The organism is Candidatus Blochmanniella vafra str. BVAF, from assembly GCF_000185985.2.
Classification (GTDB): domain Bacteria; phylum Pseudomonadota; class Gammaproteobacteria; order Enterobacterales; family Enterobacteriaceae; genus Blochmanniella; species Blochmanniella vafra.
In genome coordinates this window covers 527,896-554,683 of the sequence record NC_014909.2, presented here as the reverse complement: position 1 = coordinate 554,683, position 26,788 = coordinate 527,896, and the positions used below count along the sequence as shown (strand labels likewise).

At 27.9% G+C, this 26,788-nt stretch carries 19 protein-coding genes; 13 read left to right on the top strand and 6 right to left on the bottom strand.

Features of this window, described 5'->3' with window-relative positions:
* Positions 1 to 102 precede the first annotated feature (102 nt).
* The 8 genes from nuoG (at position 103) to BVAF_RS02395 (ending at position 10,484) form a co-directional block, all read left to right on the top strand.
* Positions 103 to 2,925: an NADH-quinone oxidoreductase subunit NuoG gene (gene nuoG, locus BVAF_RS02430; protein ID WP_013516800.1), complete on the top strand. Its 2,823-nt coding sequence runs from the start codon at positions 103 to 105 to the stop codon at positions 2,923 to 2,925.
* Positions 2,922 to 3,890, top strand: a complete 969-nt coding sequence (gene nuoH / locus BVAF_RS02425; protein WP_013516799.1) for an NADH-quinone oxidoreductase subunit NuoH — start codon at positions 2,922 to 2,924, stop codon at positions 3,888 to 3,890. The genes nuoG and nuoH overlap by 4 nt, the downstream gene beginning before the upstream one ends.
* Positions 3,891 to 3,920: 30 nt before the next feature.
* On the top strand, positions 3,921 to 4,466 hold the full coding sequence (gene nuoI, locus BVAF_RS02420) for an NADH-quinone oxidoreductase subunit NuoI (protein ID WP_013516798.1): 546 nt from the start codon (positions 3,921 to 3,923) through the stop codon (positions 4,464 to 4,466).
* Between the two features lie 44 nt (positions 4,467 to 4,510).
* A complete protein-coding gene (locus tag BVAF_RS02415; RefSeq protein ID WP_013516797.1) occupies positions 4,511 to 5,080 on the top strand; it encodes an NADH-quinone oxidoreductase subunit J in 570 nt (189 codons plus the stop codon).
* On the top strand, positions 5,081 to 5,371 hold the full coding sequence (gene nuoK, locus BVAF_RS02410; RefSeq protein WP_013516796.1) for an NADH-quinone oxidoreductase subunit NuoK: 291 nt from the start codon (positions 5,081 to 5,083) through the stop codon (positions 5,369 to 5,371).
* 16 nt (positions 5,372 to 5,387) lie between these two features.
* The gene (gene nuoL / locus BVAF_RS02405; protein WP_013516795.1) at positions 5,388 to 7,277 is read left to right on the top strand and encodes an NADH-quinone oxidoreductase subunit L; all 1,890 of its coding nucleotides are present in this window, start codon (positions 5,388 to 5,390) and stop codon (positions 7,275 to 7,277) included.
* Positions 7,278 to 7,354: 77 nt separating this feature from the next.
* Positions 7,355 to 8,911 carry a complex I subunit 4 family protein gene (locus BVAF_RS02400; protein WP_013516794.1) on the top strand — a complete coding sequence of 519 codons (1,557 nt, stop codon included), beginning with the start codon at positions 7,355 to 7,357 and terminating at the stop codon, positions 8,909 to 8,911.
* Between the two features lie 49 nt (positions 8,912 to 8,960).
* Entirely contained in the window at positions 8,961 to 10,484 is a 1,524-nt protein-coding gene (locus tag BVAF_RS02395; protein ID WP_013516793.1) for an NADH-quinone oxidoreductase subunit N, read from the top strand.
* A 156-nt stretch (positions 10,485 to 10,640) separates the two neighbouring features.
* Here BVAF_RS02395 and yfaE read toward each other — a convergent pair whose 3' ends face one another.
* The 4 genes from yfaE to ubiG all read right to left on the bottom strand — a co-directional run bounded on the left by yfaE (position 10,641) and on the right by ubiG (position 15,482).
* Entirely contained in the window at positions 10,641 to 10,931 is a 291-nt protein-coding gene (gene yfaE / locus BVAF_RS02390; RefSeq protein ID WP_013516792.1) for a class I ribonucleotide reductase maintenance protein YfaE, read from the bottom strand.
* On the bottom strand, positions 10,906 to 12,036 hold the full coding sequence (nrdB, locus tag BVAF_RS02385) for a class Ia ribonucleoside-diphosphate reductase subunit beta (protein WP_013516791.1): 1,131 nt from the start codon (positions 12,034 to 12,036) through the stop codon (positions 10,906 to 10,908). Before nrdB ends, yfaE begins: the two co-directional genes overlap by 26 nt.
* Positions 12,037 to 12,082: 46 nt before the next feature.
* Positions 12,083 to 14,374 carry a class 1a ribonucleoside-diphosphate reductase subunit alpha gene (gene nrdA / locus BVAF_RS02380; RefSeq protein ID WP_013516790.1) on the bottom strand — a complete coding sequence of 764 codons (2,292 nt, stop codon included), beginning with the start codon at positions 14,372 to 14,374 and terminating at the stop codon, positions 12,083 to 12,085.
* Positions 14,375 to 14,753: 379 nt separating this feature from the next.
* Positions 14,754 to 15,482 carry a bifunctional 2-polyprenyl-6-hydroxyphenol methylase/3-demethylubiquinol 3-O-methyltransferase UbiG gene (ubiG, locus tag BVAF_RS02375; protein WP_013516789.1) on the bottom strand — a complete coding sequence of 243 codons (729 nt, stop codon included), beginning with the start codon at positions 15,480 to 15,482 and terminating at the stop codon, positions 14,754 to 14,756.
* 254 nt (positions 15,483 to 15,736) lie between these two features.
* On the opposite strand from ubiG, the gene gyrA reads away from it, so the two are divergent.
* From gyrA to BVAF_RS02360, 3 genes are all read left to right on the top strand, one after another.
* A complete protein-coding gene (gene gyrA, locus BVAF_RS02370; protein WP_013516788.1) occupies positions 15,737 to 18,277 on the top strand; it encodes a DNA gyrase subunit A in 2,541 nt (846 codons plus the stop codon).
* A 500-nt stretch (positions 18,278 to 18,777) separates the two neighbouring features.
* The gene (locus BVAF_RS02365) at positions 18,778 to 19,908 is read left to right on the top strand and encodes a porin OmpC (protein WP_013516787.1); all 1,131 of its coding nucleotides are present in this window, start codon (positions 18,778 to 18,780) and stop codon (positions 19,906 to 19,908) included.
* A gap of 214 nt (positions 19,909 to 20,122) precedes the next feature.
* The gene (locus tag BVAF_RS02360; protein WP_013516786.1) at positions 20,123 to 21,253 is read left to right on the top strand and encodes a D-alanine--D-alanine ligase family protein; all 1,131 of its coding nucleotides are present in this window, start codon (positions 20,123 to 20,125) and stop codon (positions 21,251 to 21,253) included.
* A gap of 347 nt (positions 21,254 to 21,600) precedes the next feature.
* Here BVAF_RS02360 and rplY read toward each other — a convergent pair whose 3' ends face one another.
* The gene (rplY, locus tag BVAF_RS02355) at positions 21,601 to 21,906 is read right to left on the bottom strand and encodes a 50S ribosomal protein L25 (RefSeq protein WP_013516785.1); all 306 of its coding nucleotides are present in this window, start codon (positions 21,904 to 21,906) and stop codon (positions 21,601 to 21,603) included.
* A gap of 283 nt (positions 21,907 to 22,189) precedes the next feature.
* On the opposite strand from rplY, the gene folE reads away from it, so the two are divergent.
* Positions 22,190 to 22,855 (top strand): GTP cyclohydrolase I FolE, encoded by a 666-nt coding sequence (folE, locus tag BVAF_RS02350; protein WP_013516784.1) that lies wholly within the window; start codon positions 22,190 to 22,192, stop codon positions 22,853 to 22,855.
* Between the two features lie 300 nt (positions 22,856 to 23,155).
* On the opposite strand, the gene metG is transcribed toward folE, so the two are convergent.
* On the bottom strand, positions 23,156 to 24,805 hold the full coding sequence (gene metG, locus BVAF_RS02345; protein WP_013516783.1) for a methionine--tRNA ligase: 1,650 nt from the start codon (positions 24,803 to 24,805) through the stop codon (positions 23,156 to 23,158).
* Between the two features lie 360 nt (positions 24,806 to 25,165).
* Between metG and gndA the strand changes: the two genes are divergently transcribed.
* Positions 25,166 to 26,593 carry an NADP-dependent phosphogluconate dehydrogenase gene (gene gndA / locus BVAF_RS02340; RefSeq protein ID WP_013516782.1) on the top strand — a complete coding sequence of 476 codons (1,428 nt, stop codon included), beginning with the start codon at positions 25,166 to 25,168 and terminating at the stop codon, positions 26,591 to 26,593.
* Positions 26,594 to 26,788 lie beyond the last annotated feature (195 nt).

Genomic DNA, 26,788 nt, shown 5'->3' with positions numbered 1-26,788 from the left:
TGAATTAATTTTGATGAAAATGATATTATAAAAAATATTTGTGTAGCAGATAAATACATCATATGTATTTATATGGCCTATATTAAAAATGGATATTAATATATGATGATTCCTGTTTATATAGAAGGTAAGAAATATTTTGTAGATAAATCAAAAAATATTTTAGATGTGTGTTTATCATTAGGTTTTGATATTCCTTATTTTTGTTGGCATCCAGAATTGGGAAGTATTGGGTCTTGTAGGCAATGTGCCGTGAAGTTGTATAAAAATGATACTATTAATGTACATTCTGGCAGACTAGTTATGTCTTGTATGACTCCTGTAGAAAAAGATATGTATGTTTCTATTTTTGAAGAGGAGCTTAAAGAATTTAGAAAAAGTATATTAGAGTTATTAATGATTAATCATCCTCATGATTGTCCTGTATGTGAAGAAGGAGGAAATTGTCATTTGCAAGATATGACGGTGATGACTGGTCATGTTTTTAGACGTTATAGATTTACTAAGCGTACTCATTATAATCAGTATTTAGGTCCATTTATTTCTCATGAAATGAATCGTTGTATTACTTGTTATCGATGTATTCGTTATTATCGAGATTATGCAGGTGGCGATGATTTAGGTGTATTTGGTATTCACGATAATATTTATTTTGGTCGTGTTCAAGATGGTATTTTAGAAAATGAGTTTTCTGGAAATTTAGTAGAAATATGTCCTACTGGGGTGTTTACTGATAAAACACAATCAAAGAACTATACTAGAAAGTGGGATGTGACTTTCGCCCCTAGTATATGTCAACAATGTAGTGTGGGGTGTAATATTATTGTAGGTGAGCGATATGGTAAATTATGTCGGGTAGAAAATCGTTATAATGGTGAAATAAATGGGTATTTTCTATGTGATCGAGGGCGATTTGGTTGTGGTTATGTGAATATTAGTAATCGACCAACAAATCCATTAAAACAGTACCATAATAATTGTTATATTAAAATTAATTCAGGTAATGCTATAGAAGATTCTGTAAATTTTTTAAAGGATAGCAAGAAAATAATTGGAATAGGGTCATCTCGAGCAAGTATTGAAAGTAATTTTGCTTTAAGAAATTTAGTTGGAGCAGATAATTTTTATTCTGGAGTTAATTCTTCTGAGCAAGAGAGATTATTATTAATACTTGAAATATTAAATAACAGTGGAATTCATGTTCCATCAGTACGTGAGATAGAAGATTATGATGCGATATTGATTTTAGGAGAAGATATAACCCAAACTGGAGCGCGTGTTGCATTATCAGTAAGACAAGCAGTTAAAAGAAAATTAAGTAAAATAGCAGAATCTGAAGGAATTTTTGATTGGCAATCTATATCTGTAACTAATTTATCCCAAAATGTTCAATATCCATTGTTAATTATTGGGTTTGATAGAACAAAATTAGATGATTTAGCTATGGTAACATATTATGATTCTGCATTAAATCAGGCTAGGTTTTGTTTTTCTGTAGCTCATGCATTAAATAGCACAGACTTTTTTGTTAAAGATTTTAGTACTGAATTAAATGTTAAGCTCAATCTAGTGGTGCAACAATTAAAAAAAGCGCGTAAGCCATTGATTATTTCTGGAAGTAATGCTGGAAGTAAAGAGTTGATTATTGCTGCTGCTAATATTGCTGTTTCTTTAAAAAAAATAAAAAAAGATGCAGGAATTCTTTTTATTACTCAGGATGTTAATAGTATAGGTTTAGCTATGATGACTGATAAAAGTCTTGACGATGCCTTTGACGTTTTATGTGCTGATGATAGCAGTAATATAACAGCAGGATCTTCATTATCACGTACTACTGTTATTGTGTTAGAAAATGATTTATATCGTTACATCAGCATGAAAAGAATCAGCAATATGTTAAAGAATATTAATTATTTAATAGTTTTAGATCATCAATATAATTTAATTCAAGAAAAAGCGAGTTTGGTTTTACCAGTTGCTAATTTTGTAGAGAGCGATGGTACTGTGGTGAATTATGAAGGAAGAGCTCAAAGATTTTTTAGATTGTATGATCCTAATTTTTATACTAAAAATACAGAGATTTTAGAAAGTTGGAGGTGGTTGTATTTAATACATGATGCATATACTAATTGTATCAGAACGGAAAAATTACATCTTGATGATGTCATAAATTCTGTTGTATATTGTTTTCCAGAATTGATTGGAATTAAATATGCAGCTCCGGAGTCAAATTTTAGAGTCCATGGTCAAAAAATAGCTCAGTCTACACATCGTTATAGTGGGCGTACTTCTATGCATTCAAATTTAAATATACATGAACCTTGTATTTCGAAAAATAATGAAACAATGTTTACTTTTTCAATGGAAGGTAATCATCGTAATACGAAATCACTATATAATCAGGTAGCATTTGCTTGGGCTCCTGGTTGGAATTCTCCTCAATCATGGAATAAATTTCAAGATCAAGTAGGTGGAAATTTATACCCAAAAGATCCAGGTATTCGATTATTTAATGGAGTTAGTCATAAAAATTGTAAAAATAATGATGGTGATATATATAAAAGGACAAGGTGGTTTGACATGATGATTCCTAAAATTGATTCGGTTAATAATGAGAATAGATGGTTAATAGCTCCTTATTGGCATCTATTTGGTAGCGACTGTATGTCTCAGCGGACGAGATGTATTCAGGATTGTATGCCTCCTGTATATGCAATGATTAGTTCATTAGATGCTGATCGGTTTAATTTAAAAGAAGCTATATATGTCCAATTTATGTGTGGTGGATATAGTTTTCGTTTACCAATAAAAATTAGTGTTAATTTACCTCAGAAACATATTGGATTACCAATAGGTTTTCCAGGAGTGCCTGTGTTTTTTTTAGGTATGTATGTAGAAAGTATAGAGGGATTTTTTAAAGAATGATTGTTAATTTTACAGAATTATTAGAATTTTTAGTGATTAGTTCATATTCGGTATGTGTTTTGTTTATAATAGTGGCATGTGGAGCGTACATGAGTTTTATTGAACGTAGATTGTTAGCTCTTTTTCAAAATCGGTACGGACCCAATAGGGTAGGTTGGCAGGGATCTTTACAATTATTAGCGGATTTGATAAAAATTATATTTAAAGAAGATTGGGTGCCTATTTTTTCTGATCGATATATATTTACGTTAGCTCCAATAGTTGCATTTATTATGTCTTTAATGATTGCACCTATTATTCCTTTTATGCCTAATTCAGTGATATTTGATTGTAATATTGGAATACTATTTTTTCTTATGGTATCAGGGTTGATGGTATATTCAGTGTTGCTTGCAGGTTGGTCAAGTAATAATAAATATGCCTTAATTGGAGCTATTCGAGCTATTGCTCAAACGTTAAGTTATGAGATATTTTTAGGGTTATCTTTAATGGGAGTAGTTGTGAAAGCTGGATCATTTAATTTATTGCATATAATACAAGATCAAGAAAACTTATGGAATATAGTACCTCAATTTTTAGGATTTATTATGTTTTTTATATCTAGTTTAGCGTTATGTCATAGACATCCATTTGATCAACCAGAATCAGAGCAAGAATTGGCTGCAGGCTATCATGTTGAGTATTCTGGAATGAAATTTAGTTTATTTTTTATTTCTGAATATATTAGTATTATAGTGATATCATCGTTTATGGTTGTTTTATTTTTTGGGGGGTGGTCAGGACCTTATTTTTCTTCTATAATATGGTTTATTGTTAAAACAAGTATCATTATATTATTATTTATATTAATTCGGGCTTCTTTACCCAGGCCTCGTTATGATCATGTTATGTTCATTGGTTGGAAATTATTATTACCTATAACTTTATTAAATTTATTGATTACTGCTTTTATTATTTTGATATAGGTAGTTTTTGTATTGGGCAATATATTAATTATGATAAAACTAAAACAGTTTTTTATACATATCTTTTCTATTTTACGTAGTATATGGATGGTTGGTAGGCAAGCATTTAATCAACGAGAAACACAGATGTATCCTGATATTACGTGTAAAGTATCATCTAGATATCGTGGTCGTATTATTTTGACTAGAGATAAATTAGGTAATGAGCGTTGTGTAGCGTGTAATTTATGTGCGGTGTCTTGTCCTGTGGGGTGTATTTCTTTGAAAAAATCAGAAACTATTGACGGTCGGTGGTATCCTGATTTTTTTAGAATTAATTTTTCTAGATGTATTTTTTGTGGTATGTGCGAGGAAGCTTGTCCAACAGCAGCTATTCAGTTGATTTCAGATTTTGAAATGAGTGATTTTAAAAGAGGTGATTTAGTATATGAGAAATCTGATTTATTAGTATCGGGTCAAGGAAAACAATTAGAATATGATTTCTATCACATTTCTGGAGTGACATGTGATAATAAAAATAAAGGAGAAGCTCAAAATGAAGATAAACCTATAAACGTTAAAACTATATTACCCTAATTTTTAATTAAATATCATTATTATAATAAGGAGATAATTAAAATATGATGGTTGTTTTGTTTTATATATCTGGGTGTGTATCAATATTGGCGACTATTTGTGTGATTTTTAATAATAATACAGTGCATTCATTATTATATTTAGTTCTTTCGTTGTTATCTGTATCATTGAATTTATTTTCTTTAAAAGCTTCTTTTGTTGGAGCTATAGAAGTTATTGTTTATGCTGGTGCAATTATGGTTCTTTTTTTGTTTGTAATAATGATGCTTGATATAGATAGTGTTACTATAAATTTTGATAATAAAACAGGTGAGTCATTTTTATTGAAGAAATTTAATTTAGGTGTATCACTTTTCATGAGTAGTTTATTATTTGTTTTATTATATTCTATTGGTAGAATAGACAATTGTTTTATTAATATAAAAAATGGAGCAATATCTGTTAAACAGATTGGTATTACTTTATTTGGAGGAAATGGAGAGTATATTTTAGTTGTAGAAATAGCGTCGTTGTTGTTATTGGGGGCATTAATTTCTGTATTACATATAGCTCAAGAAAGTAAAACTTGTTTTGATAATGTTGTTTTTATTAATAATAATAAGAAAAATAAGTAAATGATTCCTTTATCACATGGATTATCTTTATCTATTATTTTATTTGTATTAGGATTATTGGGAGTGATAATCAAGAAGAATTTTTTTTTCATGTTATTAGGATTAGAAATTGTTATTAATTCTGCAGCTTTAGCGTTTGTAGTAGTAGGCACGTATTTAGGTCAAGAGTATGGTCAAATTATGTATATGTTAATTATTACTGTGGCTGCTTCTGAGTCAGCAGTGTCATTAGCGTTGTTATTACATTTATATCGGCGTTATGGGACATTAAATACTGATGAGATAATTTAAAAATTGAGATATGTAAATGAATGTATTTATTTTAACCATGTTATTCCCATTATTAAGTTTTTTTATATTAGTAGCATTTCAAAGAAAATTTGGACAGAATATTATTGCTATAATAGGAGGGGGTGGGATCGGAATATCGGCATGTGTTACTGTGTTTTTAATATTTAATTTTTATTATCATTTTTATGATAATGCTGCTGATTTTATGATTGTTCGGGAGTTATGTTCATGGTTTAAAATAGATAATATGAATATGAAAATAGCATTTCGATTAGATCGTTTGTCTTTGTTAATGCTATCTATAATTACTGGAGTTGGTTTTATAATCTCAATATATTCTGTTGGGTATATGCGGGGTCTAGAAGGATATTCTCGTTATTTTATTTATATTAATTTATTTATATTTAATATGATTCTGTTAATACTTTCGGATAATTTATTATTAATGTATTTTGGATGGGAAGGAGTAGGTTTGTGTAGTTATTTATTAATAGGTTTTTATTATTTAAATCCTGGAAATGGATATAAAGCATTAAAGGCATTTATTGTTACTCGATTTGGAGATATATGTATAATGTGTGCGTTATTTATGCTGTATGATCAATATCATACATTAAGTTTAGATAAATTACTGAAATTGTCTCCACAATGTTTATCAACTACCTTATCTTCTTGGGTTTCTGTTTTTTTTGTAATAGGAACTGTAACTAAGTCAGCTCAATTTCCTTTACAAACGTGGTTAGTGAGTGCTATGGTTGGCCCCACTCCAGTATCTGCTTTAATTCATTCTGCTACTATGGTGACCGCTGGAGTATATTTAATTTATCGTTTAAATGATTTTTTTTTAGTTAATTCATATATTTTGTGGGCGGTGAGTCTAGTAGGAGCAATTACTTTAGTTATAGCTAGTTGTTCTGCGTTGTTTCAGAGTAATATTAAAAAAATTTTAGCTTATTCTACTATAAGTCAAATAGGATATATGTTTTTAGCGTTAGGAGAAAAAAATTGGGATGGAGCGTTTTATCATTTAACAACTCATGCTTTTTTTAAAGCTTTATTATTTTTATCAGCAGGGTCGTTAATACGAGCATGTAAAGATGAGCAGAATATTTTTAAAATGGGGGGGTTATTTCAATCAATGCCTTTCCTTTATATTTGTTTTTTAGTAGGAGGAGCTTCGTTATCTGGATTCCCTATGTTAACTTCTGGTTTTTTTTCTAAAAAAATAATTTTATTAAATATATTTGATAATCATAATTATTTTTTTTTAATTTTAGGAATGATAGGAGTTTTTTTAACTCCTATCTATATTTTTCGTATGATTTTTATAATTTTTCATGGAAAACAGTTGATTAATCCTAAGGTTAGTTTCGAGATCAGTCAGTATTTGCCTTTAGTTATTTTATTAATTTTATCTACAGTTGTAGGAATAAAAATACCATTATTTTTATTAGGTAGTATCGATAATAATGATTTTTATATGTTTGATAATGAAAAAATATATTTTCTTATGACTTCTGAAATTTTAGTATTTTTAGGGATGTGGATAGCATATGTATTTTGGTTTAATAATGATATGTATAGAACATGGAATATGGTTATATTTAAAGGTCAATTATCATCAGAACTGATAACACGGTATTTAGTTTTATTGTGTCATTATGGATGGGGGATAGATTGGTTATATAAAAGAATATTTGTAAGGCCGTATGCTTATATAGTAAATAAATTATTTTATTATGATGATTTTATTGGAATGGGAATAAATATGTGTGCATCTTTTTGTGATTGGTTAGGTCGATGCTTAATATATATTGAAAGTAGAAAAATACATTGGTATATATTATTAATGAATGTTGGAGCAATAATTTCATTGCTTGTGCTTTTAATGAATTTAAATATGTGACATATATAGAAGTATAATAATAGATATTAATTATACAATTTATATATATTTACAGGAGAGGGGATTGATAAAATATAATGTTATTATTAACTATAGTATTAATTCCGTTTATTTTCGGTTTATTATCTTGGCAATTAGAACAGATTAGTGTGTTTGCTCCTAGATGGGTCGCTTTATTAGGAGTAAGTATAGTATTACTAATTAGTTCAATATTATGGTTATGTCAAATAGAGTGTTTTAATTTGCTTTTCAGTAAGTTTGTAATAATGAATCAGCCTACTTCTTTATGGCAGTTAGAATATATAGCAGATTGGATTCCAAGATTTGGGATTAATTTTCATTTAGCATTAGATGGGTTATCGTTGTTAATGCTAATGTTATCTGGAATTTTAGGGTTTGTAGCTGTATTAGGGGCTTGGAATAGTAATGTAGATTGTCATCAGCGCTCGCAAGGTTTATTTTACTTAAATTTATTGTGTCTTTTAGGTAGTGGAATTGGAGCTGTTTTATCAATAGATATGTTTTTATTCTTTTTTTTCTGGGAAATTACATTAATTCCGATGTATTTTCTAATTTCTGAGTGGGGGTATATTGAGTTTAAAAGTAAAAACCTACGAGTTATTTCTGCTACTAAATTTTTTATTTATGCTCAATTTAGTGGCTTATGTATGTTAGTATCTATTGTAATAATTTCCTATTTTAATTATCAAATGAATGGATTTTGGTCATTTGATTACGATACTTTATTACAAGTCAAATTGCCAAGAAATATCGAATATTGTTTTATGTTGGGTTTTTTTTTATCCTTTGCAATAAAAATGCCAATTGTCCCTTTTCATTCTTGGTTACCAGAAGTTCATAGTTTTTCTCCTATAATGGGATCAGTAGATTTAGTGGGTATTTTATTGAAAACATCGATTTATGGTTTTTTTAGGTTTGTTTTACCATTTTGTCCTTGTGCTGCTCAAGATTTTTCTTTGGTTGCGATGCTTTTAGGATTATTAAATATTTGTTATGGGTCTTGGATGGCTTGCGCTCAAACTGATATTAAGAAAATAATTGCATATGCAAATATATCTCATATGGGATTAATATTAATTGCAATTTATAGCAATAATCATTTGTCTTATCAAGGAGCTATTATACACATGATTTCATGTAGTGTATCTGCTGCTGGAATGTTTATGATATCTGGACAACTGTATGAACGATTTAATACTCGCAATATTACTGAAATTGGTGGTTTATGGAATAATATAAATTTTATTCCTGTTTTTTCTTTATGTTTTGTAGTTGCGATGTTAGGTATTCCCGGAACTGGAAATTTTGTTGGGGAGGCAATAATTTTGTTTGGAATTTTTCAGACTGCTCCGTTTATTGCGATAATAGCTGCTTTAGTTAGTATATTATTTTCATCTATTTATTCTTTGATTTTAATGCAAAAAGTATATTATGGTTTTCCATCAAAAATACGTGGGTTTTCTGTGAATATAGGATTTCGTGAAAAATTGATCAGCATAGTATTACTTATGTGTATTTTTTTAATTGGATTATTTCCTCAATTTATTTTAGATACTTCATATAAAACTACGCAGTATATATATATGCGATTGCAAAAATATGACCGTACGTGATAATTGTTACATTTGAATTTTATAAAAAATAAGGATAGTAATTTTTATTATGATAAAAAATTGTTGGGATAATATGGTAATTTTATTACCTATATTGATTATAGGTATAACAATTATTGTTATTATGTTATCCATAGCATGGAATAGAGGAAATTTGAAGCATGCTATAGTAACAGTAGTTGGATTGATTGTATCAGTAGTGTTATCTTTCAATATGATGGTATCGACCAAAAATAACATTCAAGAAAATTCAAATATTTTTCAGTTGGTTTATGTTGATAATTTTTCTATATTGCATACAGTATTAGTGGTATTTTCAAGCTTAGCTAGCGTTATATCAGGATATTCATGGTTATTATCTTATCCAAATGATCGAAGAGATGAGTTTTATTTATTACTATTATTGTCTACTATGGGGGGGGTATTGTTAACTATTACAAATCATTTAGTAATATTATTTTTAGGAATTGAATTAGTTTCTATTCCTATGTGTGGGTTGATTAGTTATTCTGTTTTTCAGAAACGATCTATAGAATCAGGTATTAAATATATTATATTATCTGGAGTTTCATCATCTTTTTTATTATTTGGGATAGCTTTTATATATTGTGGATCTGGGTCTTTATCTTTTATTGAGATTAAAGAATTAATGTTAACTTATAGTAATACTAAAATTACATGTTATCAGCTATCTCCGATGTTATTGATAGTTATAGGATTATCAATGATGATGGTAGGGATTGGTTTTAAATTATCTTTCGTTCCATTTCATGTATGGGTTCCTGATGTATATCAAGGAGCATCTTCTTCGGTATCTATGTATTTAGCTACTGGTAGTAAAGTTGCTGTAGTTTCTGCATTAATCCGATTTTTTTTAATCTTACCAGATCAATATAATGAAATACTTTATATTTTTTTGTTAAGTTCAGCATGTTTGTCTATGTTGTTTGGTAGTATTATGGCTATACAACAAAGGAGTATTAAGCGTATTTTAGCCTATGCTTCAATAACTAATTCAGGGTATTTGTTAGCAATGTTAAGTACATTATATATTAATACTGTGATAGCTCAAGAAGCTATTCATGTGTATCTTATAAGTTATTTAATCGCTAATATAGGAGTATTCGGAATAATTAATATGGTATCAGGCTCGTGCGTAGAAAAGGATAATAAAGACTCAGATTTAATTTATTTATATGATGGTTTATTTTGGAAGTCACCTGTATTATCAGTAATGTTTACAATAATAATATTATCATTGGCAGGGATTCCTTTAACTTTTGGTTTTATTGGTAAATTTTACTTATTATTATTAGGAGTAAGTAGTAAATTATGGATACTTACTACTTTTATAATAATTAGTAGTATTATTAGTATGTGTTTTTATTTAAAAATTATGGCTAATTTATTCCGTGATTATTCTATGAAGAGAAGTAATATTGCTATTGATTTTAATTTTCTTTCTAATTGGATCTATAAAATAGAAGGGTGGATGATAATAATCATGGTGATTATTATCTTGTATTGTGGTTTATATCCTCAATCTATAATTTGTTTAATTCAGTCAATGTAATTCTGTCATAAATAGTAATATACATTAGTTATTTTGAGGAATAATAAATAAATTTTTTATATTATTTATAAAAAATAGAATTTTATATTTTTAAAACAAGTTATAATATGAAATGAATCAGTAATTTGCGTGGTATTTGTTTATTTTCGATAAACATTATATTTTTATGATGATATCTTGCTCAGGGAAGCAAGAACAAATAAAGATTTCTTTAGAGGAAAAACTAGACGCTAAAGGTTGAGAGTGATATTTGATTTGTCCTTGTATTAAATTAACCCGACAGCTTCCACAATACCCAGATCTGCATTGATAATTTGTAGGTATTTTGTGATATTCTAATGCTTCTAATAAAGATTGAAATCTAATATTATTATAGATGAAGTGTATGTTATGAGATATGTGTGCATTTATAATAATAATTTTATAATTGAAAATTATTAAATTCATCATCATTAATTTGAGTATTGATTTGACCTACCAAATAAGAACTTGATTCTACTTCTTGAGGCGCAACTTGAACGTTATCTGATACCAACCATGAATTAATCCAGGGTATTACATTAGCCTTAATATGAAAAGGGGCTTTCAATCCAATTGCTTGCATACGTATATTTGTGATATATTCAATATATTGACATAATATCTCTTTATTTAATCCTATCATGGATCCATCTTTAAATAAATAATGAGCCCACATTTTTTCTTGTTCTGCGGCCATTAAAAATAAATTATAACTTTCTGACTGATACATGAGGCTAATTTCAGCCATTTCTGGATCATCTGCTCCAGATTGCATTAAGTTCAGTATATGCTGAGTTGCGCTAAGATGTAAAGATTCATCTCGAGCGATAAAACGTATAATCTTAGCATTACCTTCCATTAGTTTGCGTTCTGCAAATGCAAAAGAGCAAGCAAAACTTACATAAAACCGAATAGCTTCTAACACGTTAATACTAATCAAACATAAATATAATTTTTTCTTTAATTCATGCAAGTTTACGGCAACAATATTTTTGTTTATTGTATGTATTCCTGGTCCTAAAATATGATAGTAATTAGTTAATTTAATTAGATCATCATAATATATTGAGATGTCTTTTGCTCGTTTTAAAATTTCTTTGTTGGTTACAATATCATCAAACACTGAAGATGGATGAGTTACAATATTACGAATAATATGGGTATAAGAACGAGAATGAATAGTTTCAAAAAATGACCAAGTTTCTACCCAAGTTTCTAATTCAGGAATAGAAATTAAAGGTAATAAAGCGATATTTGGACTTCTGCCTTGTATAGAATCTAGTAATGTTTGGTATTTTAAGTTACTAATAAAAATATGTTTTTCATGATCAGGAAGAGATTGGTAGTCTATTCGGTCTTTAGAAATATCTATTTCTTCTGGTCTCCAAAAAAAAGATAGTTGTTTTTCGATCAATTTTTCGAAAATGATATGTTTTTGCTGGTCGAATCGGACAATATTCACTGGTTGTCCTAAAAACATTGGCTCTAAGAGTTGATTATTTTTTTTTCTAGAAAAAGTTGTGTACATCATACTATCCTGTCTGTTGTGTATTGAATGTTATAAAATAAGAAGTATTTTACATGATACAAGCATCGCTTGCACAGGTATTTGGTTGATGATTATTATTATACTCTATTTTTTTTTGTGTTTCTGAAAATCCATCTCGAGTATTGTGATAATACAATGTTTTAATACCTAATTTATATGCATATAATAGATCGGATAATAATTGTTTAATTGGTACTTTAGATTCTGGAAAACAAGATGGATCATAATTCATGTTAGTTGAGATAGATTGATCGATAAATTTTTGCATAATACCTACTAATTCTAAGTAACCTTGATTATTTGGGATATTCCATAGTAATTCGTAATTAGATGCTAATTTTTCACAATTTGGCACTACTTGACGTAAGATACCATCTTTTGATGCCTTTATGCTAATATAGCCTCTTGGAGGTTCAATGCCATTTGTAGAGTTAGAAATTTGTGAAGAAGTTTCTGATGGCATCAACGCGGACACAGTAGAATTTCTTAATCCATATTGTTTAATTTGATTACGTAATTCTTCCCAATTATAGCGTAATGGCTCACTAATTATATAATCTAGATCTTTTTTATATGTGTCAATAGGTAAAATTCCTTGTGCGTATGACGTATCATCAAACCATGCGCATGCCCCTTTTTCTTTAGCTAACAAATTAGAAGCTTTTAATAAATAATATTGAATAGCTTCAAATGTGTGGTGAGTTAGTGTATTTGCGCTGCCATCTGAGTAGCGTACTCCATGTTTTGCTAAATAATAGGCATAATTGATTACTCCTATTCCTAAAGATCGACGATTTTTAGCGCTGTATTGAGCAGCTAATACAGGGTAGCTTTGATAATCTAATAAGGCATCTAGTGCACGTACGATTAAAGTGGAAAGTTCAGATAAATCATCTAAATTGTTGAGGTTACCGAGATTAAAAGCAGATAATGTGCATAGAGCTATTTCTCCATTCGTATCATTAATATTATTTAATGGTTTAGTTGGCAATGTTATTTCCAAGCATAAATTAGATTGACGAATTGGAGCAAGAGCGCTATTAAACGGACTATGAGTATTACAATGGTCTGTATGTTGAATATAAATTCTTCCGGTAGAAGCGCGTTCTTGCATCATTAAAGAAAATAATTCTATTGCTTTAATTTTTAATTGTCGGATTTTATGATCATTTTCGTATTTGTGATATAAATAATCAAATAAATTTTGATCGGAAAAAAAAGATTCATATAGATCTGGCACATCAGCTGGACTAAATAATGTGATATGTTTTCCTGTTATAAGGCGTTGATACATTAATTTATTAATTTGAACTCCATAATCTAAATGTCGTATTCTATTAGATTCTACCCCTCTATTATTTTTTAGAACTAATAGGTTTTCAATCTCTAAATGCCAGATAGGGTAAAATAAAGTGGCTGCTCCACCTCTTACTCCTCCTTGAGAACATGATTTAACAGCTGTTTGAAAATGTTTATAAAAAGGGATACATCCTGTATGAAATGCTTCTCCATTTCGTATCGGACTACCTATTGCTCTAATTCGCCCAGCGTTAATACCGATCCCTGCACGTTGTGCAACATATTTTACAATGGCACTAGATGTAGCATTAATAGAGTCAAGACTGTCATCGCATTCAATCAATACACAAGAACTAAATTGTCGTGTTGGAGTACGTACTCCAGACATAATGGGAGTTGCTAAAGAAATTTTAAATGTTGATATTGCATTATAAAATTTTTTTATATAGTCCATTCTAGTATTTTTAGGATATTTAGCAAATAAACATGCTGCGGTTAATATATATAAGAATTGAGCACTTTCGTAAATTTCTCCAGTTACTCGATTTTGAACTAAATATTTTCCTTCTAGTTGTTTAATTGCAGCATATGAAAAATTCATATCTCTCCAATGATCGATAAATGTATCCATTTGTTCAAATTCGTTATGAGTATAATCGTTTAGTAAATGTTTGTCGTATTTGCCAATTTTTACAAGTCGTAATACGTGATCATAAAGTTTAGGTGGTTCAAATTGTCCATATGCTTTTTTACGTAGGTGAAATACTGATAAACGCGCTGCTAAATATTGATAATCTGGTTCTTCTTTAGAGATTAAATCTGCAGCTGCTTTGATAATAGTTTCTTGAATATCAGAAGTTTTTATTCCATTGTAAAATTGTATATGAGAACGTAATTCAACTTGTGAAACTGAAATTTTTTCTAAACCTTGAGCTGCCCAATTAATTACGCGATGAATTTTTTCTAAATTAATAGGCTCATGATGTCCATCTCGTTTAGTAACTAGTAAAGTTTGATTCATACTGATATATTTCCTTATTTAGTTATATATTAATAAATAATTAATAATGTTAATTTAATCAAGTAAAATTTTATATTGATGAGGAAGTAGTTTAAATTTTTTTAGTTATTTAATCATATGTTATTGCTTTTTAAATATAAAATAATTTTTACTATTGTTATAGTAGGTGTAGAACAAGTATTTATATAAAAATTGTAATAAATTTAATTAAATAAATTGTATCATTATTTAATTAAATTTTTGGTTGATAGCATTATAGAATCAATAATTATTTATTGTATTTTGTGAATTATAAAATAATAATATTATATGTGTTGTTTGTAATAGACATATATTCATGTGTATAAAAATTAATAGTAAATAACGTTATTGTTTTAAATTATAGTGTTCGTTGTGTATGTAATATATAGTTTACGCTTATATCTTGTGTAATCATACAATTGTAAGTAAATGGGTTATAGTATATTCCAGAGATATTGTTTGCTTCTAATTTAGTTATATCGATCCAATCAAGTAGTTCTGATGGCGTGATAAACCTTTCCAAGGTATGAGTCCCCTTAGGAATGAGGTTAAAAATATATTCAGCGCCAATTATAACTAATAACCATGCTTTTAGAGTTCGGTTTAATGTAGAAAAAAATATTGACCCTCCTATTTTAATCATGGAAGAACAAGCATTAATTATTTCCAATGGGTTAGGTACGTGTTCTAAAACTTCCATACAAGTTATAATATCGTAATGATTAGTATGATTGAGTAAGTGCTGTTCTATTGTTTCAAGTTTATAATTAATTATTAGATTGTGAGATAAGGCATGTTTTTTAGCTATGTTTAATGAATTAGAGCTGTAATCTAATCCGGTAACTTTTGCTCCTTTTCTAGCCATGCTTTCTGAAAGAATCCCTCCTCCACACCCAATATCTAATATTTTTTTTTTATGTAATCCATTGCTATATTTAATAATGTAATGTAAACGTGTGTTATTTATATGATGTAAAGATTGAAATATACCATTAGTGTTCCACCATTGTGAGGCAGATAGATTAAATCGTTTAATTTCTTTAGGATCGATATTTTTTGTTAAGTTTTTAGTGATTTTTTTGTTCATAATATTTTTGTATTAAATTAATTAAACTTGTATTTTTGTTAAGTTATTTATTTCGTAGTATGTTGTTTTATTGATAACTTCAAACTATAAAAATGTACTTATTTATATTATTAAAAATATAAATTTATCTTAAATAATAACAGGAAATTGTCTTTAATGTGTTTTTAAAAAGTAAACGAGAGTATAATACTGAGTTACTTTTTTGGATAGTTTTATTATGTAGATATATATATAATATACAAGGATATTATTATATGAATGATCGTGCTAAAGAAATTACACAAGTTTATATAGAAGAAGAATTAAAACGTTCTTATTTAGATTATGCTATGTCTGTAATTATAGGACGAGCTTTACCAGATGTTAGAGATGGATTAAAACCGGTACATCGTCGGGTACTGTTTGCTATGCAGATTCTTGGGAATTATTGGAATAAAAATTATAAAAAATCTGCTAGAATAGTGGGAGACGTTATAGGTAAATATCATCCTCATGGTGATTCAGCGGTATATGATACCATTGTTCGTATGGCGCAACCTTTTTTAATGCGTTATGTTTTAATTGATGGTCAGGGAAATTTTGGGTCAGTAGATGGTGATTCAGCCGCTGCTATGCGTTATACGGAAATACGTATGTCTAAAATTTCAAATGAATTATTATCTGACTTAGAAAAAGAAACAGTTGATTATGAGTTTAATTATGATGGTACTGAGCGAATTCCTGAGGTATTGCCAGCCAGAATTCCGAATATTTTAATTAATGGATCGTCTGGAATTGCTGTGGGAATGGCTACAAATATTCCACCTCATAATCTTTCTGAAGTAGTTAATGGTTGTCTAGCATTTATTGACAATGAAAATATTACTATTGATGAATTGATGCAACACATACCAGGTCCAGATTTTCCTTCTGCTGCTGTTATTAATGATTGTAGCGAACTGAAAAAAGCATATGAAACAGGTAAAGGTAAAATTTACATTCGAGCTAGAGCGGAAATTAATACTGATGTTAAGACTGGACGAGAATCTATAATAGTATATGAAATTCCGTATCAAGTTAATAAATCTAAATTATTGGAAAAAATTGCAGAATTAGTAAAAACAAAACGTATTGATGGTATACATAGTTTGCGTGATGAATCTGATAAAGATGGAATGAGAGTAGTTATTGATATTAAGCATGATGCTATTAGTGAAATAGTATTGAATAATTTATATTCTTTAACGCAGTTACAAGTATCTTTTGGGATTAATATGGTTGCTTTACATCATGGGCAACCAAAAGTAATGTCGTTAAAAGATATTTTATCTGCTTTTATATGTCATCGTCGTTCCGTTATAACACGTCGTATTTTATTTGAATTGAAAAAAGCTAGTAACCGCATTCATGTTTTAGAGGGGTTAGTAATAGCTTTATCTAATATAGATATTGTAATTGAAGTAATTCGTCGTTCTAATAGTGCTTTTAATGCTGGTTGTATTTTAACATCTCAATCTTGGAGGGCAAATGATGTCACAAATATGAGAAAGTCAATATCTATTGATTTATTAAATTCGGAGTGGTTAGATAAAAATAATTTTACCAAAAATAATGAATGTTATTTCACTAAAAATCAGGCACGGGCTATTTTAGATTTACGATTACATAAACTTACTACCTTAGAACATGATAAATTATTAGTAGAATATGATTCTTTATTAAAGAAAATGGAAAAATTGATTTTTACCTTGAAGAATAAAAGTTCGTTAATGGATGTAATTCGTCAAGAATTAGTTTCTATTAAGGAAGAATACAGCGATATCCGTCGGACTGAAATTAATAATACTATTCCTAGTATTGATGTAGAAAATTTAATTAATCAAAGGGATGTTGTCGTAACATTGTCTTATCAAGGGTATGTTAAGTATCAACCATTAACTGATTATGAAGCACAAAAACGAGGAGGAAAAGGGAAATTAACTACTCGTATAAAGGAAGAAGATTTTATTACTCAGTTGCTCATAGCAAATACTCATGATACTGTTTTATTATTTTCTAATTATGGTCGCATATATTGGATGAAAGTATATCGCTTACCGGAAGTAAAACGTAGTTCACGTGGCCGACCAATTATTAATTTATTACCTTTAGACGTAAATGAACGCATTACTACTATTTTGCCGATTCAAAAGTATACAAAGGGACATCAAGTATTTATGGCTACTAGCAGTGGATTTGTAAAAAAAACTGCGCTTATGGAATTTAGTCGACCTAGAAATGTTGGTATTATTGCGCTTAATCTTAATGTAGGTGATGAATTGATCGGAGCTGATGTGACAGACGGGAATAATGAAGTTATGTTATTTACTGCTTATGGTAAGGTTGTGAGATTTAAGGAAACTCAGGTGCGTAGTATGGGGCGTTCAGCAGTTGGGGTTAAAGGTATTCATTTGTTGCAAGGAGATCGAGTAGTATCTTTAATTATACCGAAAAATAAAAGTTCTATATTAACTATAACTAAAAATGGATTTGGTAAACGCACAGATCAATCGGAATATCCATTAAAATCTCGTTCTACTAAAGGGGTAATTTCTATTAAAGTTACAGAAAGAAATGGCAATGTAGTAGGAGCTGTGCAAGTTAGCCATGATGATCAAATAATGATAATTACTGATGCTGGTCGATTAGTGCGTATTCGTGTTTCTGAAGTTAATATTATTAAACGTAATACTAAAGGGGTTATGTTAATTCGTACTGCTTGTGATGAGCATGTAGTTGGATTGCAGCGTGTGGTAGAATCAGTAGACTCTAATTAGAGTAATGTAATAAATAATGTAAATATTATGTGATATCATATATGTTGTGATCTATATATAATTAAATTTTTATGTAATTGTATAGTAGTGTGCATGGTAAGTCTGTAAAACTAGAAAATAAATTATTGGAATGTGGGTGTGGTCGTGATTAAATAAAATAATAATTATTGATGTTGTATTTATAATGTAAAAAAGTAGTAATTTTATTGTTAATGGAATAAGTATTTAGGGATGTTACAGATTTCAAAAAATTTTATTTGAATAATTGTTTAATTTGTTGTATCTGTATACTAAGAATAGCTGTTAAAATTAAGGAATTATTTGTATCTTATTGCAAGATAAGATATGATATGAATTGTTATGTAATGAGCATTGAATATGTTACTTTAGTACACTAATTTTTGTATGATAAGAATACAAATAGAATAAAATTAATTAAGAAGATAAAAAGTGAATTATTAATAAATAGATGTAGGTTTTTCTATGATGAGGTATAGGATATGAAATTATGGTGTTTTGCTAACTTGATTGCGACTATGGTTATAGCAACAAGTGCTTTTGGTGCTTCTGAAATTTATAACAAAAATGGAAATATATTAAATGTGTATGGGAATATATCAGGGGGACAATATTTTTCAAAAAGTTCTAATAATAGTAGTAGCAATTATTCATTTGTGAGGTATGGATTGTTTGGTGAAACATATTTGAATGGAGATAAAATTTCGGGTTTTGGAAGATGGGAGCATGAATTTCCTTTAAAAAACGTTGAGGAAGGTATGTATTTAGCAGATAATGGGCATGCACTTTTAGGTTATCTGGGAGTTAAACTTGGAAATTTTGGAAGTTTTGATTATGGTCGAAATTATGGAATATTGCATGATGTAAAATCTTGGACAGATTTTTCCTCAGAATTTGGAGGGGATACGTCTTTATCAGATAATTTTTTATCTGGTCGAGCATCAAATGTTATTACTTATCGTAATAGTAATTTCTTTGGTTTATTAAATGGATTAAATTTTGCTGTTCAATATCAAGGAGAAAATAATACTAATAAAGCAACAGGACGAACAGTAAAAACCTCTAATGGAGAAGGTTACGGAATTTCTGCGTCTTATCATTTAAACAATGGAATGGCTGCTTCTGTAGTTTATGCGAATAGTAATCGTACTTTTGATCAGAGGAGCTTAGATAGTGATTGTAGTAATGAAGATCCTGCTGAAGCATATTATGTTGGTGTTAAATATGATGCTTACGGAGCGTATATCGCTGCTGTTTATGGAGAAACTTATAATATGACTCCTTTTGGGAACTTTGATGAAGTTTTAAATCCAGAAAGTATGTATGGTTTCGCTAATAAAACAAGAAATGTGTCAGTTATAGCTCAATATAGATTTAATTGCGGGTTGACACCTTCAATATCTTATTTACACTCAAAAGCTAGTGATTTAGATAACGGGTATGGAAATTATCTTAAAAAATATGTGACCTTAGGTAGTAGCTATTTATTTAATAAGAAAATTTCTGCTACTATGGATTATAGGTTAAATCTTTTAGTTAAAAATGATTTTACTACTGCTGCAAAAATTTGTACTGATGATATGTTTGCGGTAGGATTATCTTATTTGTTTTAATTAGATGAAGTTTTTAATAATCTCTTGAGAAAGAGAAAGAAAAGTATTGCAGTGTTGTGTGGTTTATAAAGAAAAACAAAGAAGCTTAATTAATTTAAAAACCATTAAATTTTTTTGCTTCTTTGTTTTTCTTTATAAACCTTAGAACTTAATCAATAGTTGAAGATATTATATAATACCGAAATGTACATGGGGTTTAAACAATTTTGTATATATGGAGATTAATTTTAATATATTACGAGTTGGATTAATTTGTGGTGGATGTTCAACAGAACATGAGGTTTCATTACAATCAGCAGCTTATATCATGCAACATATTGATAAAAATCTTTTTGAGATAGTTGTGTTTTGGATTAGTAAACATGGGGGTTGGTATATTATATATAATGATGTATCTAGAAATATTTTTTCTGATTCTAGAGAGCAGAAGAATAAATATATTCCAGTGATGATAAAACAATTTTCTGGTAGATTTGTTTTTTTTACTGATGATATTACTAGTGCTTTATTGAAAATTGATGTGATTTTCCCGATAATTCATGGTTCATTCGGAGAAGATGGATCTTTACAAGGACTAATACGTATTATGAATTTACCTTATGTTGGTTCAAGTATTTTAGGATCTTCTATTTGCATGGATAAAACTATCACTAAGCGTTTGTTACGTGATTCAGGATTACCAGTAGCTTCGTTTAAAACTTTTTCACATTATGAAAGATCAAATATAACTTTTGTTAGTTTTTATAATATGTTTGGATTACCTTTTTTTATTAAACCAGTAAATCAAGGTTCTTCAATAGGCGTATCAAAGGTTACTAATCAAAATGTTTTTAATAAAGCATTAGATGTGGCATTTGCATATGGTGATAAAATAATGGTAGAACCGTGTATCGTTGGAAGAGAGTTGGAATGTGCAGTTTTAGGTAATGATGATCCTATATCTAGTGTATGCGGTGAGATTGTTATTAACAGTAATAATGATAATGGATTTTATACATATTATAAAAAATATATAAGTAGTACAACAGAGGTGATAATCCCCGCCTTAATTACTAATATAATTAGTGATAAAGTTAGACATTATTCTATATGTGCATTTCAAACTTTAAGTTGCTCTGGAATGGCTCGAATAGATATGTTTTTAACATTAAATAATCAAATTATTATTAATGAAGTTAATACCTTACCTGGATTTACTAGTCATAGTATGTATCCTAAACTATGGGAAGCAACAGGAATTTCCCCTACTTTGTTATTAACTAAACTTATCACACTATCTTTAGAACGTTATGAGTGGGAAAAATATAGTTTTATTATTTTGTGTATATTTGAAATGATATTTTGATTTTAATCAGCATGAAAGGGTTTATTTCAGATTTTTTGCCAATACCCTTCACATGGTATAGTTGTTATTAAATCGAGGTATATGTCGATAATACACATTTTTTTACGTAGAAAGAATAAAATAAAAATAGAAAAATTCATATAGTTATGTAAAAAGTAGCGCAGCAATACTTTGTATGGTGTAATTTAACTTACAATTGTACTATTTTTAGTCTTTTATTATTTAGAAAAAAGTTTATTTTATTTTTTAAATTGAGAATTAAGGTATATATTGAGGTGTATTAATTATTTAATTAAATTTAGTGCAGATTAGTAATCTGAATGCATTTTTGGTTATTTAATTTGATTTTAATTATATTTAAAACACATAAAATCTATATGAATAATTTTTGATCGATAAGGATGATATTGTATTTCTTTTATTTGCACCTGAACTATTGATTTGTTTTGTATATTTAATTTTAAAATATTATTTTTGTAAAAATGAATGATAGAATTTGGATGTTGAATGTCTTTATTGTTTAATATAATAGGTAAATTTTCAAATTTTTTATTTTTATAATAAATGATAGCTGGACATTTTTCTTGATTTCGTAAACGACGGACTCCAGCCGTTTTTATGGCAATACGTAATTCAGCGTTTATTTTAAACATGTATGACTACCTGTATTATACGTGTCATCGTTAATATCATGATATATAAATTATATATAAAATTTTAAAAAACTCAACTTTAGCAACAGATATCTTTTTATTAAATAAAATTTTTTGGTATTTTATGTATTTTGAAAAATAATTATTGCATATTTATTCGTGAATTGTTCTAAATTTTAGAGAAATTAATTATTTTGATTAATATTATAATACTATTAATTAGAATAGGTATGGGTGTATTATTTTTGTATACTAGTAACAAAAATTATTTAGAGAAAATTATATGTCTACATTAACTCAAGAGGCGTTGTTGGTACGAGATGCTTTGTTAATTCAAGGATTGGAAAATCCTGTAATTGAATTAGATATAGATAATAGAATTCGTATGAATCAAATTGAAGATCATATGGCAGCTATTATGTATCTTCTTAAGTTAAATTTAAACAATGATAGTCTTTTTCATACTCCAAAACGTATTGCAAAAATGTATGTGGAAGAAATTTTTTCTGGGTTAGATTATTCAAATTTTCCTAAAATTTCAGTTATAAAAAATACAATGAAAATAAATGAGATGATTACGGTACGTAATATCAATATTACTAGTATATGTGAACATCATTTTATTATTTTTAATGGAAAAGCTACTGTATCATATATTCCAGAAAATAGTGTAATTGGTTTATCAAAAATTAATAAAATAGTACAATTTTTTTCTAAGAGGCCGCAATTGCAAGAACGATTAACTCAACAAATTTTTTTAGCATTACAAACGTTATTGAATACTAATAATGTAGCAATATTTATCGATGCTGTGCATTATTGTGTCAAAGCAAGAGGGATACATGATATTACAAGTACTACAAATACTACTGCATTGGGAGGATTATTTAAATCTAATGAAAATATTCGAAGAGAATTTATTCATACTATTACATATACTAATAGTTAAATAGATATATATATAATTTGGGTTAGAATAAAAGAGGTGTTATGTAGAAAAGTAGAATTTTTTTTCATCCTAATAGGAGAAGAATTAGTTCGAATTATTATATCTTTATAAAATTGTATAATTGATGTGTTAGTTTTGAATTTATTAATAACATTATGTATTTAAGCATATAATGTAAAATGTATCAATATATAAATATTGCTTAAGTAATGTAAGCGCAGTTTTTCTAAATTTATAAATTTGTAAAATATGATTTTTATTGTTTGATTTTTGATAGTAATAAGTTTTATAAAAAACATTTCATTGATGATGGGGGTGCGATGAATTGATTATAGATTCGATTTGGTTGTAATTAATACGACGAAATATTATTTCAAATTTGTTAATTTTATGATTTATTAAAGGTGTATCAAGAGTATTCCATAATAAATGAGTATTTAGAAAATCTTCGCTATATTTTGATAATATAGGTAATACAGGTTTTAAATAAGTCATTAAAATTCTAAATAATTGAATACCCATAGAAGCAATAGATACTGCGTTTTTTATTTCTCCTATTTGATGAATAATATGCCATGGAGAATGTTGATCGATATATTTATTTGCTTCATCTGCTAATGACATAATGCTGCGCATAGCTTCGCTAAATTCTCTATTTTTAAATGCTTTTCCAATAGAATGTTTAAAATTGATAAAAAAGTTATATAAATTTGGATCTTCTATTTTAGAAGATAATTGACCGTCATTATATTGATTTATAAAACTTGCACTTCTAGCTGCTAAATTTAATATTTTATTTATAATATCTGAATTAATTTTATTAAAAAAATCATTAAAATTTAAATCAATATCATTAATTTTAGAGGATAATTTAGTAGCATAATAATATCTTAAATAATCTGAATGAAGATATGATAAGTAAGTATTGGCTTTAATAAACGCCCCTTTAGATTTAGATATTTTTAATCCATTTAATGTAACATGTCCATGCACGAATATGCCTGTGGGTTTTCTAAATTGGCTTCCTTCTAGAATAGCTGGCCAAAATAGACTGTGAAAATAAATAATATCTTTTCCAATAAAGTGATATAATTCATTTTTTGAATGTATATCCCAAAAATCCTCAAAAAATATATTTTTATTTTTTTTGCATAAATTTTTAAAGGTTCCCATATATCCTATAGTCGCGTCCATCCATACATAAAAATATTTAGAGCCTGTATTTGGAATTTTAAAACCAAAATATGGAGAGTCTCTAGAGATATCCCATTCTTTTAAACCTAATTTAAACCATTCTTCTATTTTATTTAAGATCTCCTGTTGTAAAACTCCAGAATATACCCAATGTTGTAACATTTTTGTGAAAATTGGCAAATTGAAGAAGAAATGTTTAGATTTTTTTGTGATAGGAGTGGTTCCTGAAATAACTGATTTCGGATCAATTAACTCCATAGGGGTATAAATAGCTCCACATTGCTCACAATTATCTCCATATTGATTAGATGTATGACATTTAGGACATGTTCCGATAATAAATCTATCTGGTAAAAATATCTTTTTTTTAGAATCATACAGTTGCGAAATAAATCTAGTTTTAATTAATCCATTATTTTTTAATTTCAAATAAATCTCATATAGTAATTCTCGATTTTCTTTACTATGTGTAGAATGATAATTATCATAACTAATATTAAAATCATAGCAATTTTTATAATGTTCTTTTTGAATATTTGATATCATTATTTTTGGATTAATATTAAGTTGTTGTGCTTTTAACATAATAGCTGTTCCATGAGCGTCATCAGCACAAATAAAATATACAGTATTATTTTGCATCCGTTGATAACGGACCCAAATGTCAGCTTGTATATGTTCTAGCATATGTCCAATGTGTAAAGAATTGTTTGCATATGGTAATGCACAAGTAACTAAAATTTTTTTGTTAGACATGTAAATACTTATTTAAAATTATTGTAATAATTCTCGATATTGTAGTATATACTGAATAAATATATATTTCTACTATGTTTATTTGTCAGAAAGTAACATAATATTAAATTTATATGTATGATATTGTGCTGCTTTGTTAATTAATAAAAATTTAAAAGAAGGGGGGTTTTATGAAGTAGTCAATTATATATTTGATAGTATATATCTACTAGTGTTTAAACATTACGTATGCATACAGTATAATAGTATAAAATAATCTAATTGCATATAAATAATAATAATAAATAATAATTTTTTCATTCTATATATTAAATTATTTTATGTAAGAAAATAAATAGAAATGTATGGGCAGGGGTGTTTATGTTAAAAAAACAAGAAATTGGTGTTGTAGGTATGGGAACTATGGGTCGAAATTTAGCATTGAATATTGAGAGCAAAGGTTATAATGTCGCAATTTATAATCGTTCTTCAGGTAAGACTACACAAATAATTCAAAATAATTTAAAAAAAAATCTTACTCCTTATTTTTCTCTTGAAAAATTTGTTTGTGCATTACAAAAACCAAGATTAATATTTTTGATGATTACTTCAGGAAGTTGTGTAGATTACTTAATTCAATCTTTATTAAATTATGTAGACGATGGTGATGTGTTGATTGATGGAGGAAACTCTTTTTATAAAGATACTATTCGGCGTAGTTTAAAGTTATTAGAGAAAAAAATACATTTTATTGGATTAGGAATTTCCGGAGGAGAAGAAGGAGCGCTGAAAGGACCATCTTTAATGCCTGGAGGATCAAAAGATGCTTATGATATCATATCTTGTTTGTTAAAAAAAATTGCTGCTCGTATTGATAATGAGGCTTGTGTTGAGTATATTGGGCCAAATGGATCTGGTCATTATGTTAAAATGGTACATAATGGCATAGAATACGGAGATATGCAAATAATTTCTGAAATATATTGTTTTTTAAAACAAGTACTGTGTTTGACTTATAGTCAATTAATAAAAGTTTTTAATTCATGGAATCAAGGGGAATTAAATAGTTATCTTATGGATATCACTACTAAGATTTTTATGAAAAAAGATGAAGAAACAAATTTGCCTGTTTTAGAGTATATACTTGATGTTGCTGGAAACAAAGGCACAGGAGCTTGGTCTACTAAAGATGCTTTAGACTTGGAGATTCCTGTAACTATGATTACTGAGGCAGTTTTTGCTCGTTATTTATCTATGTTAAAAGAGCAACGTGTTAAAGCATCAACAATATTATTAAGTCCTATTAATAATAACGTTAATATTTTTACAGAAAGTGTGGATAATTGGATTGAAAAGGCTCGACAAGCTTTATATTTAAGTAAAATTATTTTATATACACAAGGTTTTTATCAACTTAGAGTAAGTTCTATACATAATAATTGGAATTTAAATTTTGAGAAAATTGCGAAAATTTTTAGATCTGGCTGTATTATTCGTTCTAAATTTTTACAAAATATTATAGATATTTATTCTATAACGCCGGGAATTGAGAATTTATTGTTAGCGCCGTATTGTGTAAATATTGCAAATAAATATCAGCAATCTTTAAGAGAAATTGTTTCTTGTGGAATTAGTTATGGTATTGCCATGCCTGCGTTATCTTCTGCAATATCGTACTACGATAGTTATCGTAGTGCTAAATTACCTGCTAATCTTATTCAAGCACAAAGAGATTATTTTGGGGCTCATACTTATTGTCGTTTAGATAAGCCTGGAGTATTTCATACACAATGGAGTTACTTGGATTAGTAGAAAGTTTAATTGTTTTTTTATAAAAAAATATAAATATATCAATGTGTTGTATACACATTGATATATTTATTTGTTTGTACGTTAGATAGTTAATTTAATTTAAATTTGTAGTTTTAAAATTTAAATTAAAGTAAATAATATTAATCCAAATTTATCAATATTGTAGTATTAACATAGAGTTGTTTTTTAGTT

Bases quoted from the DNA above. Each gene is read 5' to 3' on its own strand.
- nuoG (WP_013516800.1), top strand. From the start codon at position 103: ATGATGATTCCTGTTTATATAGAAGGTAAGAAATATTTTGTAGATAAA.
- nuoH (WP_013516799.1), top strand. From the start codon at position 2,922: ATGATTGTTAATTTTACAGAATTATTAGAATTTTTAGTGATTAGTTCA.
- nuoI (WP_013516798.1), top strand. From the start codon at position 3,921: ATGATAAAACTAAAACAGTTTTTTATACATATCTTTTCTATTTTACGT.
- BVAF_RS02415 (WP_013516797.1), top strand. From the start codon at position 4,511: ATGATGGTTGTTTTGTTTTATATATCTGGGTGTGTATCAATATTGGCG.
- nuoK (WP_013516796.1), top strand. From the start codon at position 5,081: ATGATTCCTTTATCACATGGATTATCTTTATCTATTATTTTATTTGTA.
- nuoL (WP_013516795.1), top strand. From the start codon at position 5,388: ATGAATGTATTTATTTTAACCATGTTATTCCCATTATTAAGTTTTTTT.
- BVAF_RS02400 (WP_013516794.1), top strand. From the start codon at position 7,355: ATGTTATTATTAACTATAGTATTAATTCCGTTTATTTTCGGTTTATTA.
- BVAF_RS02395 (WP_013516793.1), top strand. From the start codon at position 8,961: ATGATAAAAAATTGTTGGGATAATATGGTAATTTTATTACCTATATTG.
- yfaE (WP_013516792.1), bottom strand. From the start codon at position 10,931: ATGAATTTAATAATTTTCAATTATAAAATTATTATTATAAATGCACAC.
- nrdB (WP_013516791.1), bottom strand. From the start codon at position 12,036: ATGATGTACACAACTTTTTCTAGAAAAAAAAATAATCAACTCTTAGAG.
- nrdA (WP_013516790.1), bottom strand. From the start codon at position 14,374: ATGAATCAAACTTTACTAGTTACTAAACGAGATGGACATCATGAGCCT.
- ubiG (WP_013516789.1), bottom strand. From the start codon at position 15,482: ATGAACAAAAAAATCACTAAAAACTTAACAAAAAATATCGATCCTAAA.
- gyrA (WP_013516788.1), top strand. From the start codon at position 15,737: ATGAATGATCGTGCTAAAGAAATTACACAAGTTTATATAGAAGAAGAA.
- BVAF_RS02365 (WP_013516787.1), top strand. From the start codon at position 18,778: ATGAAATTATGGTGTTTTGCTAACTTGATTGCGACTATGGTTATAGCA.
- BVAF_RS02360 (WP_013516786.1), top strand. From the start codon at position 20,123: ATGGAGATTAATTTTAATATATTACGAGTTGGATTAATTTGTGGTGGA.
- rplY (WP_013516785.1), bottom strand. From the start codon at position 21,906: ATGTTTAAAATAAACGCTGAATTACGTATTGCCATAAAAACGGCTGGA.
- folE (WP_013516784.1), top strand. From the start codon at position 22,190: ATGTCTACATTAACTCAAGAGGCGTTGTTGGTACGAGATGCTTTGTTA.
- metG (WP_013516783.1), bottom strand. From the start codon at position 24,805: ATGTCTAACAAAAAAATTTTAGTTACTTGTGCATTACCATATGCAAAC.
- gndA (WP_013516782.1), top strand. From the start codon at position 25,166: ATGTTAAAAAAACAAGAAATTGGTGTTGTAGGTATGGGAACTATGGGT.